Here is a 15,323-nt window from a genome sequence, read left to right on the forward strand (position 1 = left end):
ATGGACGGGGTGGATCGATTTCCCCGCAACGAAGAGGCGGTTCCGCCCGTTTGCGGGATGAACCCGCCATCACAATCTGCCTTATTGCGGCAGAGGCCTCGGACGCCATTAAAGAGCACTGCGGGCAAACTACCTAGCGGAACCAGTTCTCCCTACGACACCCCTCCGGCGGTTTCCTCCAACGCCTCTCGCATCTCTTCCACAAGACTTTCAAGCGCCGGAGGCAACCAGCGGGCTTCCCGGACATAGACGCCCAGATCAGTCACCGCGTTCGCATCGTCCAGAGGCACATGCACCAGCCCGGTGTCGCCCGGCTCCAGCGCCAGAGGCGACTGGAACGCGATCCCCGCGCCCGCCGCCGCCATCCGGTTCATCAACTCAATCGAACCCGTCTCCAGCACCACGTCCAGTTTGTCCCAGTAAGGCCGAAGAAGCGGCTGCAGAACCCATTGCAGCGAAAGAGAGCGTGACGGAAGGATCAGGCGATGCGTGACGCATTCCGCCATCGTCACCGCCGCCTTCCCCGCGATCGGATGGCCAACGGGAGCCAGAACGCCCAGAGGGAAATTGACTCTTGCGACCGGCATGAGGTCGTTCGTCGGCGGCATCGAGAAGGCCACCCCCAGATCAGTCCGCCCCTGCGCGAGCGCGTCGGCAATCATGTCAGGCGCCCCGGGCTCTACATGAAGGTTGACGCCGGGATGACGCGTCATCATGCGCTGGAGCACACGCACGAGCAGGCCGCCCATAACCCCGGACACGGCCATGATCCTGATGCTCCCGGCCCTCGCGCCCCTGAGCGCAGCAAGGCGTTCGTCGGTGCGCGTGGCGTCCTGAACGACCGTGACGATATGGCGGGCGACAAGTTCCCCGGCCGCCGTCAGGGCCATGCCGCCCGGCAACCGATCGAACAGCGGCGCGCCGATCTCCGCCTCCATCTGCCCCAGCTGCCGCGTCAACGCGGACGGCGTCACGTTGAGTTGGCGGGCGGCCTCGCGAATGGAACCGTGCTCACGCACGGCGTCAAAATACAAAAGCGCCCGGTCATGCAACCGCAGCACGCGTCCAAGACGCCAGTCCATTACAACGCTCTCTCCAAAAGTTGGGCGTGCAGCAGGCGTTCGACGATTTCGGCGGTGACAAGGGCCGCGATCACTTCGGGCCGCTTGTCGCGCACGCCGCGATCGCCGATCGGACAGACCAGCGTTACGATACGCTCGTCAGACAGGCCGATTTCGCGAAAACTGCTTTCGAACTGACGGCGTTTCGTCACCGAACCGATCATGCCGACATAGGCGAAATCTCCACGCTCAAGTAGCGCCGCGACGATCAACGCGTCCAGAGCATGGCTGTGCGTGAGCACGAGGGCGCCTGAACCCGAGGGCGCGTCAGCGACGATGCGTTCCCAGTCGCCAGTGTCCTCGATTTCCACGCCTTGAGGAATAGTTCCGAATTCCTCAGACCGTGAGTCCGCCCAGATCAGGCGCAGAGGCAGCGCCGACAATGATGACGCCAGCGCACGACCGACATGGCCCGCCCCGAAAAGGATCAGCGTGGGACGCCGCGCACGTTCCTGCAGGAGCGAGCGTTCGAGCGCATCAAAACCGTTCGCGTCGAGCCGTTCGATGCGCAGATCGACGCGCCCGCCGCAGCACTGTCCGATTTCCGGTCCCAGAGGCACAGACAACGTCCTTGGTCCCACGTCGGAACAGAGCGCCTCTCGCGCCGCGCTCGTCGCGCGCCACTCCAGCTCGCCGCCGCCAATGGTGCCGCTTGTGGAGTCAGCGTTCACCAGCATGAAGGCTCCGGCCTCGCGCGGCGATGAGCCCTGCGCTCGCATGATGGTCACACAGGCGACCGGACGGCTGGCGTCCCGCCAGCGGCGCAGCGCTGCGAGTTGCTCATCCATCTGAAGGCGCGGAAGCCGGGCGGGAGGCCGCGACCTCCCGCAATCTGGCGGCGCAACGCAGGATCATCTCGGGCGTAGCTGGCGCGTCGAGGCGCGGGCATGTGCGGTAATCGTCGATGCTGGCCAGCGCGTCAGAAATCGCATGCAGGACAGAGAAACCATGCACGAACGGGGGTTCGCCCACTGCCTTGGAGCGGAAGATCGTCTCCTCGCGGTTGGGGGCTTCGTCGAGCAGCCTTACGTTGAAGATGCGAGGGCGATCGGAACAGCCGGGGATCTTGTAAGTGCTCGGCGCATGCGTCCGCAGGCGGCCGGAGGCGTCCCACACCAGTTCCTCGGTCGTCAGCCAGCCCGCGCCCTGCACGAACGCGCCCTCCACCTGTCCTATGTCTATGGCCGGATTGAGCGATCGACCCGCGTCGTGAAGGATATCGACCCGCTCGATCCGCATCTCCCCGGTCAACAGATCGACCGCGACCTCCGAACAGGCAGCGCCATAGGCGAAGTAAAGAAAAGGGCGGCCGCGGCCGGTGTCCTGATCCCAGTGAATTTTCGGCGTTTTGTAAAAACCGGTGGAGGACAGGGAAATCCGTGCGAAGTAAGCCGCTTTCACGAGTTCTGGAAACGGGATGGTGCGATCGCCGACGCTGACGCCGTTCGCGCCGAACGTGACGGCGTCTTCGGCGACTTTCCATTTTTCAGCGGCGAACGCGACCAGGCGCGTCTTGATCCGCGTGACCGCATCAAGCACCGCCATTCCGTTGAGGTCCGCGCCCGACGACGCCGCCGTGGCGGAGGTGTTCGGAACCTTGCCGGTGTTGGTCGCTGTGATGCGCACGCGCGACGCGTCGAGCGCCAGTTCGCGCATGACGACCTGCGTCATCTTCGTATGGAGCCCCTGCCCCATCTCGCACCCGCCATGGTTCACCTGCACGGATCCATCCGTGTAGATATGCACCAGCGCGCCGGCCTGATTGTAATGCGTGGCGGTGAACGCGATGCCGAACTTGACCGGAGTCAGTGCGAGTCCACGCCTGATGAAGCGGCTGCCGGAATTGAAGCGTCGCGCCTCCTGCTTTCTTTCAAAATACTCGCAGTCTTTTGCAAGCGCTTTCATGATGTCGGCTGCGATCGAGTCCTCGACCTGCATATGATACGGCGTGACGTCGCGCGGCGTCCCGGACTCATAGACGTTGCGCAGACGCACTTCGAGCGGATCAAGGCCGGTGGCGTACGCGATTTCCTCAATCACCCGCTCCGCGCCGCCAATGCCCTGCGGCCCGCCGAAGCCGCGATAGGCGGTGTTCGACTGCGTGTTGGTGCGCAGCGGCAGGGAGCGCAGCCGCACATCGGGATAGTAATAGGCGTTATCAGCATGAAACAGAGCACGGTCCGTCACCGGCCCTGACAGATCAGCCGACCAGCCGCAACGTGCGGCCAGTGTCATGTCTACGGCGCGTATCCGGCCATCGTCGTCAAAGCCGACGTCGTATTCAATGTGAAAATCGTGCCGCTTGCCGGTTGACATCATGTCGTCGTCCCGGTCGAGGCGCATCTTGGCAGGTCTGCCAGTCAGAGACGCCGCCAGCGCCGCGAGGCAGGCGACGGCGTTAGCCTGCGTCTCCTTTCCGCCGAAGCCCCCGCCCATCCGGCGGACCTCGACCGTCACCAGCGCACTCGGCAAATCGAGGACGTGGGTGATCATCACCTGCGTTTCAGTCGGGTGCTGGGTGGAGGACCAGACGCGCATCTCCCCGTCTTCGCCGGGGATCGCCATTGCGGCCTGCCCTTCGAGGTAGAAATGCTCCTGCCCACCCATCGTAATCTCGCCCGAGAGACGACGTGGGGCTTCGTTCAGGCCTTGCTCTACATCACCGCGACGCATGGTCAGAGAGCGCCAGACAAGATCCCCACCCGCCGCCTTCGCCTGTGCAATGTCCAGCACGGGCGGCTCTCGCTCGTATTCGATTTTGGCGAGCCTCGCCGCCGAACGCGCCTGCGCACGCGTCTGCGCGACAACGGCGAACAGCAACTGCCCACAAAACGACACGTCTTCGCTGGTCAGCAGCGGTTCGTCGTGTTTGCCGACGGGGCTTACGTCGTTCTCGCCGGGTATGTCGGCGGCGGTCAGCACCCGCACGACACCCGGCGCCGCGCGCACGGCGTCGAGATCCATCGACAGAATGCGTCCGCGCGCCACGGTGGACAGGCCCGGCGCTAGATGCAGCACGCCCTTTGGCTCGGGCAGATCGTCGATATAGGCGGCGGCGCCCGCCACATGCAGTTCCGCGCTTTCATGCCGCAGAGAATGCGAGGCCCGTCCCTGCGGCTGGTCCACCGTTTTATCTTTTACGATGATGTCGCCTTCAGGCATCGACGGCCTCCGCCGCGGAAGTGTAGACGGAAACGCGCTCCCCGCCGGTCGTCTCGACGTGAAAACGGGTCAGAAGATTTCGTGCAACTTCGAGGCGATACCAGGCGCTTGCGCGCATGTCGCTCAGCGGCGTGAAGTCCTGCGCCAGCGCTTCCCGCGCCTTCCCCAGCGCAGCCTCGTCCCATGGACGGCCCAGAAGCGCAGCCTCCGCAGCAGCAGCCCGCTTGGGGGTCCCCGCCATGCCGCCGAACGCGAGGCGAACATCGTTGACCACGCCGCATTCAATACGCAGGGAAAATCCCGCCATTACAGCCGAAATATCCTGATCGAAGCGTTTGGAGACTTTATATCCGGCAAACAGGGTTCCGGGCTCCGGAAGCGGGATAAAAACGCCTTCGACGAATTCGCCGGGCGCGCGATCCTGCACGCCGTAATCAACGAAAAAGCTTTCCAGCTGAATCCGCCGACGCGCATCGCCCCGGCGCAGCAGAAGCTGCGCACCGGCTGCGATCAGAAGCGGAGGACCGTCCCCGATGGGTGATCCATTCGCGATATTGCCGCACACAGTGCCAGAGTTTCGCACAGGCCGGGCGCCGATCCGTCGGATCGTCTCGCGCATTCCCGGCTGGAGCGCGCACAGCGCGTCCTCCGCCCGGCTCCACGTGACGGCGGCGCCGAGCGTGACGCCCGCTTCCGTCCATTCGATCCGATTAAGGTCGGGCGTCTGACCGATGAAAACCACATGCGGCAGCGCGCGACCCTGTTTGGTCACCCACAGGCCGACATCCGTGGCGCCCGCCACGATCCGCGCGTCCGAGGTCGCAGCCATGACCGCCGCCAGTTCGTCGGAGGACACCGGAATTGTGACGCGCCCTTCCGCTCCCTCCAGACTTGCGCCCAGCCCGTCCGTGAGCGTGCTGAGGCGTTGCGCGATATCGGCCTCGATAGCGTCGAACCGGTCCGGGCCTGCGTCCAGCGCCTGCCGCATGGCGCGGACGATCGGCGCGTAGCCGGTGCAGCGGCAAAGATTTCCGGCCAGCGCATCGTCAATCTCGGCGTCAGTCGGCGGGCGATCCATCGACGCGGCGCGTTTGCGGAATGCGACCATCGACATGACGAATCCCGGCGTGCAGAAGCCGCATTGCGATCCATGCTGTTCAACCATCGCCGCCTGAACCGGGTGCAGCGCGCCGGCGGGGTCGCGCAAATCCTCAACGGTGTAGACCTGCGCACCGTCCAGCATCGGCAGGAACTGGATGCAGGCGTTGACCGCGTTCCACTGAGGCGCGCCGTCATCAGGCGACAGGCGCACCACAAGGATTGTACAGGCGCCGCAATCGCCTTCGTTACAGCCTTCCTTGGTTCCCTTGCGACCGCGCGTCTCACGCAGCCAGTCCAGCGCGGTCACGGTCGGCCCGACGTCACGCAACGTGATCAGTTCGTCGCCGAGCCAGAACCTGATGGCGTCCCGCATACATCCCCCCTCACATGCACGAAACCAGACTGACTGCAGCGCACGCCCCAAGCGCTCCCCATCCCCCCGGATGAAACGCCTGCGCCGTCCGCCGCTCGGAGGCGCTCCCGAGCCGATTTCGAAACGATCTATCGCACCCTATAGAACGGGTTGGGAAGCAGGAAAGTCTTCTCGGCATGACCACCCGCGAGATCGGACGGCTGGTCACCGATATTCGCAATGATCGTATATCCCTGCGCTTCGATCGACTCGCGAACCGGCGTTTTATAGTCTGCGGCGGAGGCGACTTTCATGGCGTTCGGCTTGAGATAAAGCGCCGCGAAGTCACGATATCCGGCGTTTAGCAGGTTAGCCGTGGTCGATTTCCGCTCAACCTCGCGCCGTCCCGTCACAAAGAACACCGCCACATTGGCGGCTCGCGCCGCCTGATAGAGCGCGAGCATAGGCGGCAACGCCTTCGCCTTACCAGAAAGCTCCCACGCCTCCGCGCCGCAGGGACCGGCGGGAAGAGCGTCGCACGACCCTTTGGGGAAATAACCGAAATCGTCAGCCTTGGTCATGGGCCAGTTCGAGAGCGACGTTTCGTCGATGTCGAGCACGATGGCGGGCTTGCTGGCGCGCGGCGCCTCTTCCTGCACCCAGGCGCGCGCGGCGTCCGCGACAACCCCGACGTCCTTCAGGTAACGGCCGCTGTTGTAGTAATCGAGCGCCGCGATCTTGGCGTCGCCGACATTGGCGGGCTGCTCAAGGGGCGGCTGCGCAGGCGCCTGAACGGAAGACGCGACAGGCGGCGTCACGGTGGGGGCGACGCTGCTCGGGGCGCAGGCGGAGAGCGGACCGATAGCGCACGCGGCAAGAAGCGCCGCCGCGCGCAACGACGCGCCGGACACGCGGCTCACGCCACCACCAGCGGGTCGCGCGCCGCGGCGCGCAGCGTGGACGCCGTCATGTCCGCATTACCGCACGGACGCTCCATATACCGTCCTGCGCCACGCACGGCGCGAAGATCGCCATCGCTCCACGCCAGAACGCCGCGAGTAATTGTATGTCGCGCAAGGCCCGTCACAGTCATTCCTTCAAAAACATTGTAGTCCACGTTCTGATGATGGGTAGCCGCCGATATCGTGCGGCTTCCCTCCGGGTCCCACAACACAAGATCGGCGTCCGCGCCAACGGCGATCACCCCTTTACGCGGATGCATGTTGAATATCCGCGCCGTGTTCGTCGAGGTTACGGCGACGAATTCCTGCGGCGTCAGGCGGCCGGTTCGCACGCCGTGATGCCAAAGCACGCTCATGCGGTCCTCGATACCCGGCGTTCCGTTCGGAATTTTCGTGAAATCGCTCTCGCCTTTCCGCTTGGCGCCTTCACAGAAACAGCAATGATCGGTCGCTGTCGTCTGCAACGTGCCGGAGGCGAGGCCCGCCCATAGCGCGTCGAGATGATGGCGAGGCCGAAAGGGCGGGCTCATCACGTGGCGGGCCGAGGACAGCCAGTCGTCGGTTTTGTAGACGCTGTCGTCGATCACCAGATGCTGGGCCAGAACCTCCCCGTACACGCGCTGCCCGCGCGCGCGCGCTTCGGCAATGGCTCTGGTCGCGTCCTCGGTCGAGACATGAACGATATAGACGGGCGCTCCATGTACCCCCGCGATGGCGATGACGCGCTGCGCCGCCTCGCCTTCGACCAGCGGCGGTCGGGAGGCCGCGTGCGACGCCGGCCCCGTAAGCCCGCGAGAGAGCAGGTCAGCCTGCAGCCAAGCCACAGCCTCCCCGTTCTCCGCGTGGATGTTGCACAGTGCGCCGAGTTCGAACGCGCGGGCGAGCGAACGCATCAGCACGCCGTCATCGACCATCAACGCGCCCTTGTAGGCCATAAAATGCTTGAACGACGACACGCCGTGATCGCGCACCAGCTCGCCCATCTCCTCGCTGACGCGCTCGTCCCAATGGGTGACGGCGACGTGGAAGCCGTAATCCGCCGCCGCTTTCTCGGCCTTGGCCCGCCACGCGCGCCAGGCGTCAATCAGGGAGCCGCCCTGCTCCGGGATCACGAAGTCGATGATGGAGGTCGTGCCGCCGGCAAGCCCCGCCGCCGTGCCGGTGAAGAAGTCGTCGGACGCGACCTCCCCCATGAACGGCATTTCCATATGGGTGTGCGGGTCGATCCCGCCCGGCATGACCAGCAGGCCGCCCGCGTCGAGAACCTGCGCGCCGGTTGGAATCTCCAGACAGGGCCCAACCGAAAGTATCGCGCCGTCGTCGCCACAGAGCACGTCCGCAGGCTGCGACGAGTCCGCCGTAATCACCGTTCCGCCCCGAACCAGCAGCATGTGGCCTCTCTCCCCTGTTCCGGGTGAGTGTGCCGTCGTGTGACGAGGGGATTCAAGGGGGGCGAGCCATCAGCTTTCGGACGAGAGCCTCGGTTTGACCATTCGCGAAATGCTGCCCCATGCGAAGGGCTGCGCAATCCACACCTGCGCTGCATCAGCGTAGCCATTCAGTGCAGGTGTCGCGACGCTCGTCATACAAACCGCCGTCCGAGGACGACTGGCTAGGTTCGGAACAACCTGCGCAGTAACCCTCATTAACAAATAGGAATGTAAGCGGCGGTTATGCCGCCCCTTTCTCGAAACGCGCGACCTTCTCCAGAGTCGGAAGCCAGGACAGCTTGTCCTTGCAGTAAAGCTCCACTGACGGCGGAAAATCGCCCGGATGCTCCAGCGTGCCCGCCTTGATGATCGCCAGATGGCTCATCGACGGAACTTCGCTGCGGATGGGAGAGCCGCAATTTGTGCAGAAATGGCGCGTCACCATATTTCCGCTGTCGCCCCGCGTATCGTGGCTCCCGGTTTCGCCGTGCTGCCGGTAATCTTCGGCCTTGAAAATCACGACGTGGGAAAAAGAGCTTCCTGTCTGCTTCTGGCAATCTGTGCAGTTGCACAGCCCTGAAACCAACGGTTCCCCTGTAATCTCGTAGGTAATCGCGCCGCAAAGGCATTGGCCGGTGATGTGGGTGCTCATATCGTCAATCGCTCCGACGCCACGACGCATGCGGATATTCGCACCGACGCGCTCCGGGACGCCTGCGTGGCCCGACGTCCTGCGCCGACCCGCAGCATAAGCGTGATTCCGGGCGAACGGGAAATCCCCGCGCGCGTCCCGCGCTGCGGACCGTCGCCTTGACCGCGGGTCATGGACCTTCGCATAACACCACTCTTCGATGGGGCGCCTATCCCTCGCCTCGCCGCTCCTTGACGTTCCCGCCCGTTGGCGTTTCGCCGACCCTCACGACAGATGGCCCAGACGATGACCGAGTCCCGAGACAAGAAGCCCGACGCCGCCCGCCCGAACGGGAACGCCGCGCCTGACATTTACCGGGAGACGGTTTTTCTGCCGGTCACGTCCTTTCCGATGCGCGGCAACCTGCCGACGCGCGAGCCGGATCTGCTGGCGCGCTGGGACGCGCTGGAGCTTGATCGGAAGATCGCCGACGCGGCCAAAGGCAGGCCTGTTTTCACGCTGCATGACGGACCGCCCTACGCCAACGGTCATCTCCATATCGGCCACGCGCTGAACAAGATTCTCAAGGACGTGATCAACCGCAGCCACCGTATGTCGGGCTACGCGGTGCATTACGTTCCGGGCTGGGACTGTCACGGGCTTCCGATCGAATGGAAGATCGAGGAAGAATATCGCAAGGCGAAGAAGGACAAGGACGCGGTTCCGGTCCTGCAGTTCCGCGCCGAATGTCGCGAATGGGCCGGGCGCTGGCTCGACGTGCAGATGGCGGAATTCAAGCGTCTCGGCGTGCAAGCCGAATGGGCGCGACGCTACGCCACGATGGATTTCTCGTCCGAAGCCGCGATCGTGGGCGAGATCGGGCAGTTCCTGCTGAACGGCGGGCTGTATCGCGGCCTGCGTCCGGTCATGTGGAGCCCGGTTGAAAAGACCGCTCTGGCGGACGCGGAAATCGAGTACCACGACCACACCTCGACGACCATTTTCGTCGCGTTTCCGTTCATCAAGGATCCCACGGCGGCGGGCGCGCTCGACGGCGTGTCTGCGGTTATCTGGACGACCACGCCGTGGACCATCCCGGCCAACCGCGCCATCGCCTATGGCCCGGAGATCACCTACGTCGTCCTGCGCGTTGACGAGACGACGCCCGAGGCGAAGCTTGAGGCCGGGGCAAAGATTCTGGTCGCGGAGGAACTGGTCAGTTCCGTTTGCAGTGCAGCCGGAATCCTGACGCACCACATTCTCTACACCCTGCCGGGAGAGGCTCTGGCGGGCGCGCAATGCGCCCACCCGCTGCGCGGCGACGGCTATGATTTCGACGTGCCGCTGCTGCCGGGCGATTTCGTCACGACCGACGCGGGCACGGGCCTCGTCCATATGGCGCCGTCGCATGGCGAGGACGACTTCATCGTCTCCGTCGCGCACGGGATCGAAGTGCCTGAGCTGGTGATGGACGACGGCCGTTACGCGCCGCACACGCCGCTGTTCGCGGGCGGCCACGTCTTCAAGGCCGCCGATCCGGTGTGCGAGGCGCTGTCGGCGGCGATGGAGCGCGCCAATCAGGCGGTCGACGCCCCCGCCGGTCTGGTGGCCCGTGGGACGCTTGTTCATTCCTACCCGCATTCGTGGCGTTCACGCACGCCGGTCATCTACCGCGCGACCCCGCAATGGTTCATCCGCATGGACGGCGAAGGCGAACTCCGTGTTTCCGCGCTGAAGGCGCTGGAGGACGTGACCTTTGTGCCGGAGCAGTCCCGCAACCGTCTGACGTCGATGGTCGAGAGCCGCCCGGACTGGTGCATCTCGCGCCAGCGCGCCTGGGGCGTGCCAATCGCCGTGTTCGTGGAGAAGGCGACCGGGCAGGTCCTGCGCGACCCGGAAGTGATGCAGCGCATTGTCGTGGCCTTCCGCGCGGAAGGCGCCGACGCGTGGTACAAGGACGAGCCGAAGCGTTTCCTGGGCAACGCCTACAATGCTGACGATTACGAGCAGGTATTCGATATCGTCGATGTCTGGTTCGAGAGCGGATCGACCCACTCCTTCGTGCTGGGCTCGGACGAGTTGCAGTTCCCTGCGGACCTGTATCTGGAAGGCTCCGACCAGCATCGCGGCTGGTTCCAGTCCTCGTTGCTGGAAAGCGTCGGGACGCGCGGCATCTCGCCTTTCAAGGCTCTGGTGACCAACGGCTTCGTTCTGGACGAGCATGGTCGCAAGATGTCGAAGTCGCTCGGCAACGTCGTCGCCCCGCAGGACGTCAACGACACCCTCGGCGCGGATATCCTGCGCCTGTGGGTGATGAATTCCGACACCAACGAAGATCTCCGCATCGGCAAGGAAATTCTCAAGCAGCAGGGTGAACTGTACCGCCGTCTCCGCAACACCCTTCGCTGGCTTCTCGGCGCGCTGGAGGGTTTCTCCGACGCGGAGACCGTGCCTTACGCCGAGTTGCCCGAGCTTGAACGCTGGGTGCTGCACCGTCTGACCGAACTGGGCGGCCTGATTGCCCGGGCAGTAGAGACGCATGAGTGGGTCGGCGTATATCCCGCACTGCACGGCTTCTGCACCACCGACCTGTCGGCGTTTTATTTCGACGTTCGCAAGGACGCGCTGTATTGCGACGCCATCGACAGCCATCGCCGACGCGCGACCCGCACGGTGCTCGACATCCTGCATCGCTGTCTCGCGACGTGGCTCGCGCCGGTGCTGGTGTTCACGGCCGACGACGCCTGGACGGCGCGGTTCGGCGAGCAGACGAGCGTGCATCTCGAACAGTTCCCGGACCTTCCGGGCGAGTGGCACAACCCGGAGCTTGGCGAGCGTTGGGTCACACTGCGCGCCGTGCGTCGCGTGATCACGACGGAAATCGAGGAAGCGCGCCGAAGCGGTCTGGTGGGTTCTTCCTTGCAGGCTCAGGTGGAGTTGCCGCTTTCCGAAGCCGAAGCGGGCGCGTTCGCGGGCGTCGACTGGAGCGATCTCGCCATTGTCTCCCATACGGAAGTGTCCGTAGTTCCGGGCGCGGCGTCGGTTTACCTCGCCCCGCTCACCGCCGACATCGACGCCGGAGCGCCCCACGGGCCGCCGCTGGTCACCCCGGCGGTCGGCGAGAAATGCGCGCGTTGCTGGCGGGTTCTGCCTGAGGTTGGCAAGACTGCCGCCCATCCGACCCTTTGCTTCCGCTGCGCCAGCGTCGTCGAAGGCCGGACGGGCGCCTGCCAGTGACGACGATCGAAACGATGACAAAAGCGACTGAGGCCGACATCCGGCAAGGCTCTCGCGCGCCGCTGGCGCTCGGGCTTCTCACCGCGATGATCGTCCTCTCCGCCGATCAACTCAGCAAGTATTGGATCCTGTATGGGTTCCATCTGCCGGACAGGGGATCGGTCCCGATCCTGCCGGGGCTGAACTTCACGATGGTATGGAACACTGCCGTGACGTTCGGCATGTTCTCCCGCGCGGGCGCGTCGGGACGCATCATCTTCTCTGTGGTTGCGCTGGTCATTGTTGGCGGTCTGATGATGTGGATGGCCCGGTCGCGTCGTCCGTTGATCACTTGTGCGGTCGGGGCGATCGCCGGCGGAGCGATCGGCAACGTTATCGACCGGTTACGCTATGGCGCCGTTGTGGATTTTATTCACCTACACGCCGCCGGATGGTCATGGTATGTGTTCAACGTCGCTGACTCGGCGATCGTTTGCAGCGTCGCTGCGCTGATCGTCGACGGGCTTCTCCAGGATGGACGGAAGACCGGCTGACGGCCGCAAACCTGTTGCGGGTGACTAGGTAATGGGGCGTTTATGGTGCGAGTAAATTCGGCTCTTCTGTCTACGGTCGGCGTCGCGGGTCTGGCGATCTCGCTGTCCGGATGCTCCGGTGCGGACGTAAGCCGCGCCTTCGGGCTGGAGCGCAGCGTTCCAGACGAATACACCGTCACCACGCGTTCCCCCCTGTCGATGCCGCCGTCAAGCGAACTGGCGCCGCCCTCCACCGGTGCGTCGCGTCCGCAGGACGAGAGCGAGCGGTTGCAGGCTCTGGAAACCCTCTCCCCCGACGTGGCGCTCCATGGCTCTTCGGGCAGCGGCAGCGAAGGCCAGAGTCTTCTGATCAGCGAGGCCGGAGCATCCTCGACCCAGCCGAATCAGGGCGAACTGGGCGCAGCCGGCGACAAAAGTTACGTTGACCAACTGCTGTTCTGGAAGGGCGGCGGCGCAGGCGGCGTTGTCGACGGCGAATCCGAAAACAGGCGCCTGAAAGCCAACGCAGCTCTCGGCAACCCTCCGACGCAGGGCGCCACGCCGACACAGCACGAAAAGAAATCCAAGTTTATGGGCATATTCTGACCGTAGAATCAGGATCAGGCCCCTTTCCTGTTTTCGGCGGAAAGGTTGCTTAAAAACCTCCCCCGCCTGGCAAAGCGCGACGCGTAACAGACGCTTTTGGGTTGCGGCATTCACCCTCCGCCAAACGTCTTACCGAAATCCTGCCGTTTTTTTACTTGCGGCGGGACGTTCTTCCCCACAGCCTTGCGACGAACCAGCGACGATGCGCGCGCCAATTCGGGCGCTTTCTCGTTCGCACAGAGCAGACTGCATGGCTTCTTCTTTCCCTGAACCACGTCCCAGTGAAATCACGCCCCGGCACGCGTATCTTCGACGGCGGAGCCTGTTGGCCGCTGCCGGGTTACTCGGCGGTTCTCAAATCGCGAGCGCCGCGGGTCTTTCCGTGCATCCGGGCCCATTCAATGCGTCCGAGCCTCTGACGCCGCGAGAGGACGTGACGCACTACAACAATTTCTATGAATTTGGGTTGGACAAAGCCGATCCCGCACGCCTCTCCGGCGGGTTTCAGCCTCGCCCATGGACGTTGACGATCGACGGCGCAGTCGCTAGGCCTCTGACGCTGGACGTAGATACGCTGATCGCAGGCGGCGCCCTGGAAAGCCGCGTCTACCGGATGCGCTGCGTAGAGGCGTGGTCAATGGTGATTCCATGGGACGGCGTGCCTCTGGCCGATATTCTGCGTAAGGCAGAACCGCAGGGATCAGCCAAGTATGTGGCGTTTCAATCCGTGGTCCGTCCAGACCAAATGCCCGGCCAGAGAGGCGGACTTGGGTCTCTCGACTGGCCCTATGTCGAGGGGTTGCGGCTGGACGAGGCGATGAACCCGTTGTCGTTTCTGGCGCTTGGCCTGTACGGCGACCTGTTGCCAAATCAGAACGGGGCGCCGCTCCGCCTTGTGACGCCATGGAAATACGGCTTCAAAGGCATAAAATCGATCACGAGAATCACGCTGGTCTCGGAAATGCCGCCGACGACGTGGAATCGTATGGCGTCTAACGAGTATGGATTTTACGCGAACGTGAATCCTGAGGTCGATCATCCCCGCTGGAGTCAGGCTAGCGAACGGATTATTGGCAGCGGCGGCTTCTTTGGCGAAACGCGCAAGCCAACACAGATGTTCAACGGTTACGGGGCGCAGGTCGCGCAGCTTTACGCAGGCATGGATCTCCGGAAATTCTATTAACGTGCCAGACGTATTCCGCTTGAGCCGCCGATGCGCCAGATCCGTTTTGAGGCCCTCCAACCCGTCCTGCGGCTGGGTAACGCTCCTTCCTTGCAGCCTTGGGTGAGATTACAAGCCCACTGTTTGGCTCCATGAGTCCTGCAGGCGGCTTCCGGGCTTGACCTGATCAGGAAAGATTGCGTTTTTTCGTTCATGTAATGCAATCGCCGAATAATCTTGAGACAGATGCGAACCAACATGCTCTCCACTGTAACGAACTGGCCAATTGCGTCGGCCGAGCCAACGATATTCGGACGGACGTAAGGGCGATGCGCGTCAAGCGAGGCAGATCAGAAAATACCTTTCCCGCCCCCTTTCGATCAGGCGCGGCATGAGCCCGCTGTCTGTTCGCGGCGGCCCATCGTCATCCCTGAAACGATGGCTAAAATCTCCGGCCGCACGCTGGACGCTCTATTTCGTTGCGCTTTGTCCTGCAGCATGGTGGTTCTGGCTGGGCGCACAAAACAGGCTGGGCGCAGATCCTGTCCGGGCGTTCGAGGAATTTCTCGGCCTCTGGGCCTACAGATTTCTTCTGGCAAGTCTTCTGATCACGCCATTGCGTATCGCCTTCAGCATCAACTTGATCGTTTATCGTCGGGTTCTGGGGCTGTTATGCTTTTCCTACGCAGTCATGCATGTGCTCGCTTATCTGGCGCTGGACCTGCGATTTGATTTTCGCATTTTCGGCGACGACATAACGAAACGTCCGTTCCTCGTTTTCGGAATGCTGACGCTCCTCTGCCTGTCGCCGCTAGCGCTCACATCGACGAACGGAGCGATCCGGCGCTTGGGCCGAAACTGGAAAAAACTGCATCGTCTCGCTTATGTGGCGCTTGTGACCGCATCGGTTCACTTTCTCATGGCGTTCAAGACATGGCACACGGATGCGGCTCTGTTCGTGGCGTTCGGGATGTTTTTATTGATCTTTCGGGGCGTCCGCTCGTTTCAAAACCCAAAGAGACGTCGTGTCGCCTGACGCGTGATGAT

Annotated in this window: 13 protein-coding genes; 5 read left to right on the top strand and 8 right to left on the bottom strand. The window is 63.6% G+C overall.

Annotation, left to right across the window (positions count from 1 at the left end; genetic code table 11):
- Positions 1–152: 152 nt before the first annotated feature.
- The 8 genes from G442_RS0114140 to G442_RS25585 all read right to left on the bottom strand — a co-directional run bounded on the left by G442_RS0114140 (position 153) and on the right by G442_RS25585 (position 8,953).
- On the bottom strand, positions 153–1,082 hold the full coding sequence (locus tag G442_RS0114140) for a LysR family transcriptional regulator (RefSeq protein WP_026398522.1): 930 nt from the start codon (positions 1,080–1,082) through the stop codon (positions 153–155).
- Positions 1,082–1,909, bottom strand: coding sequence for a xanthine dehydrogenase accessory protein XdhC (gene xdhC, locus G442_RS0114145; protein ID WP_026398523.1), 828 nt, complete (start codon positions 1,907–1,909; stop codon positions 1,082–1,084). The genes G442_RS0114140 and xdhC overlap by 1 nt, the downstream gene beginning before the upstream one ends.
- Positions 1,902–4,283, bottom strand: a complete 2,382-nt coding sequence (xdhB, locus tag G442_RS0114150; protein WP_051292341.1) for a xanthine dehydrogenase molybdopterin binding subunit — start codon at positions 4,281–4,283, stop codon at positions 1,902–1,904. The genes xdhC and xdhB overlap by 8 nt, the downstream gene beginning before the upstream one ends.
- Positions 4,276–5,757: a xanthine dehydrogenase small subunit gene (gene xdhA, locus G442_RS22420; RefSeq protein ID WP_051292342.1), complete on the bottom strand. Its 1,482-nt coding sequence runs from the start codon at positions 5,755–5,757 to the stop codon at positions 4,276–4,278. Before xdhA ends, xdhB begins: the two co-directional genes overlap by 8 nt.
- A 128-nt stretch (positions 5,758–5,885) precedes the next feature.
- Positions 5,886–6,656, bottom strand: a complete 771-nt coding sequence (locus G442_RS0114160) for an HAD family acid phosphatase (protein ID WP_246789461.1) — start codon at positions 6,654–6,656, stop codon at positions 5,886–5,888.
- Positions 6,653–8,089: a dihydropyrimidinase gene (hydA, locus tag G442_RS22425; protein WP_051292343.1), complete on the bottom strand. Its 1,437-nt coding sequence runs from the start codon at positions 8,087–8,089 to the stop codon at positions 6,653–6,655. Before hydA ends, G442_RS0114160 begins: the two co-directional genes overlap by 4 nt.
- A 280-nt stretch (positions 8,090–8,369) precedes the next feature.
- Positions 8,370–8,780, bottom strand: coding sequence for a GFA family protein (locus G442_RS0114170; protein ID WP_026398526.1), 411 nt, complete (start codon positions 8,778–8,780; stop codon positions 8,370–8,372).
- On the bottom strand, positions 8,777–8,953 hold the full coding sequence (locus G442_RS25585) for a hypothetical protein (RefSeq protein ID WP_161628372.1): 177 nt from the start codon (positions 8,951–8,953) through the stop codon (positions 8,777–8,779). The genes G442_RS0114170 and G442_RS25585 overlap by 4 nt, the downstream gene beginning before the upstream one ends.
- 112 nt (positions 8,954–9,065) lie before the next feature.
- Between G442_RS25585 and ileS the strand changes: the two genes are divergently transcribed.
- The 5 genes from ileS (at position 9,066) to msrQ (ending at position 15,312) form a co-directional block, all read left to right on the top strand.
- The gene (gene ileS / locus G442_RS0114180) at positions 9,066–11,996 is read left to right on the top strand and encodes an isoleucine--tRNA ligase (RefSeq protein ID WP_026398527.1); all 2,931 of its coding nucleotides are present in this window, start codon (positions 9,066–9,068) and stop codon (positions 11,994–11,996) included.
- Positions 11,997–12,010: 14 nt separating this feature from the next.
- A complete protein-coding gene (gene lspA / locus G442_RS0114185; RefSeq protein ID WP_026398528.1) occupies positions 12,011–12,529 on the top strand; it encodes a signal peptidase II in 519 nt (172 codons plus the stop codon).
- Between the two features lie 42 nt (positions 12,530–12,571).
- The gene (locus G442_RS0114190; RefSeq protein WP_026398529.1) at positions 12,572–13,114 is read left to right on the top strand and encodes a DUF3035 domain-containing protein; all 543 of its coding nucleotides are present in this window, start codon (positions 12,572–12,574) and stop codon (positions 13,112–13,114) included.
- A 250-nt stretch (positions 13,115–13,364) separates the two neighbouring features.
- Complete coding sequence (gene msrP / locus G442_RS0114195) at positions 13,365–14,297, top strand: protein-methionine-sulfoxide reductase catalytic subunit MsrP (RefSeq protein ID WP_026398530.1); 933 nt, start codon at positions 13,365–13,367, stop codon at positions 14,295–14,297.
- 370 nt (positions 14,298–14,667) lie between these two features.
- Positions 14,668–15,312: a protein-methionine-sulfoxide reductase heme-binding subunit MsrQ gene (gene msrQ / locus G442_RS0114200; RefSeq protein ID WP_026398531.1), complete on the top strand. Its 645-nt coding sequence runs from the start codon at positions 14,668–14,670 to the stop codon at positions 15,310–15,312.
- Positions 15,313–15,323: the final 11 nt, after the last annotated feature.

Origin of the sequence: Acetobacter nitrogenifigens DSM 23921 = NBRC 105050 (genome assembly GCF_000429165.1) — a bacterium.
Classification (GTDB): domain Bacteria; phylum Pseudomonadota; class Alphaproteobacteria; order Acetobacterales; family Acetobacteraceae; genus Acetobacter; species Acetobacter nitrogenifigens.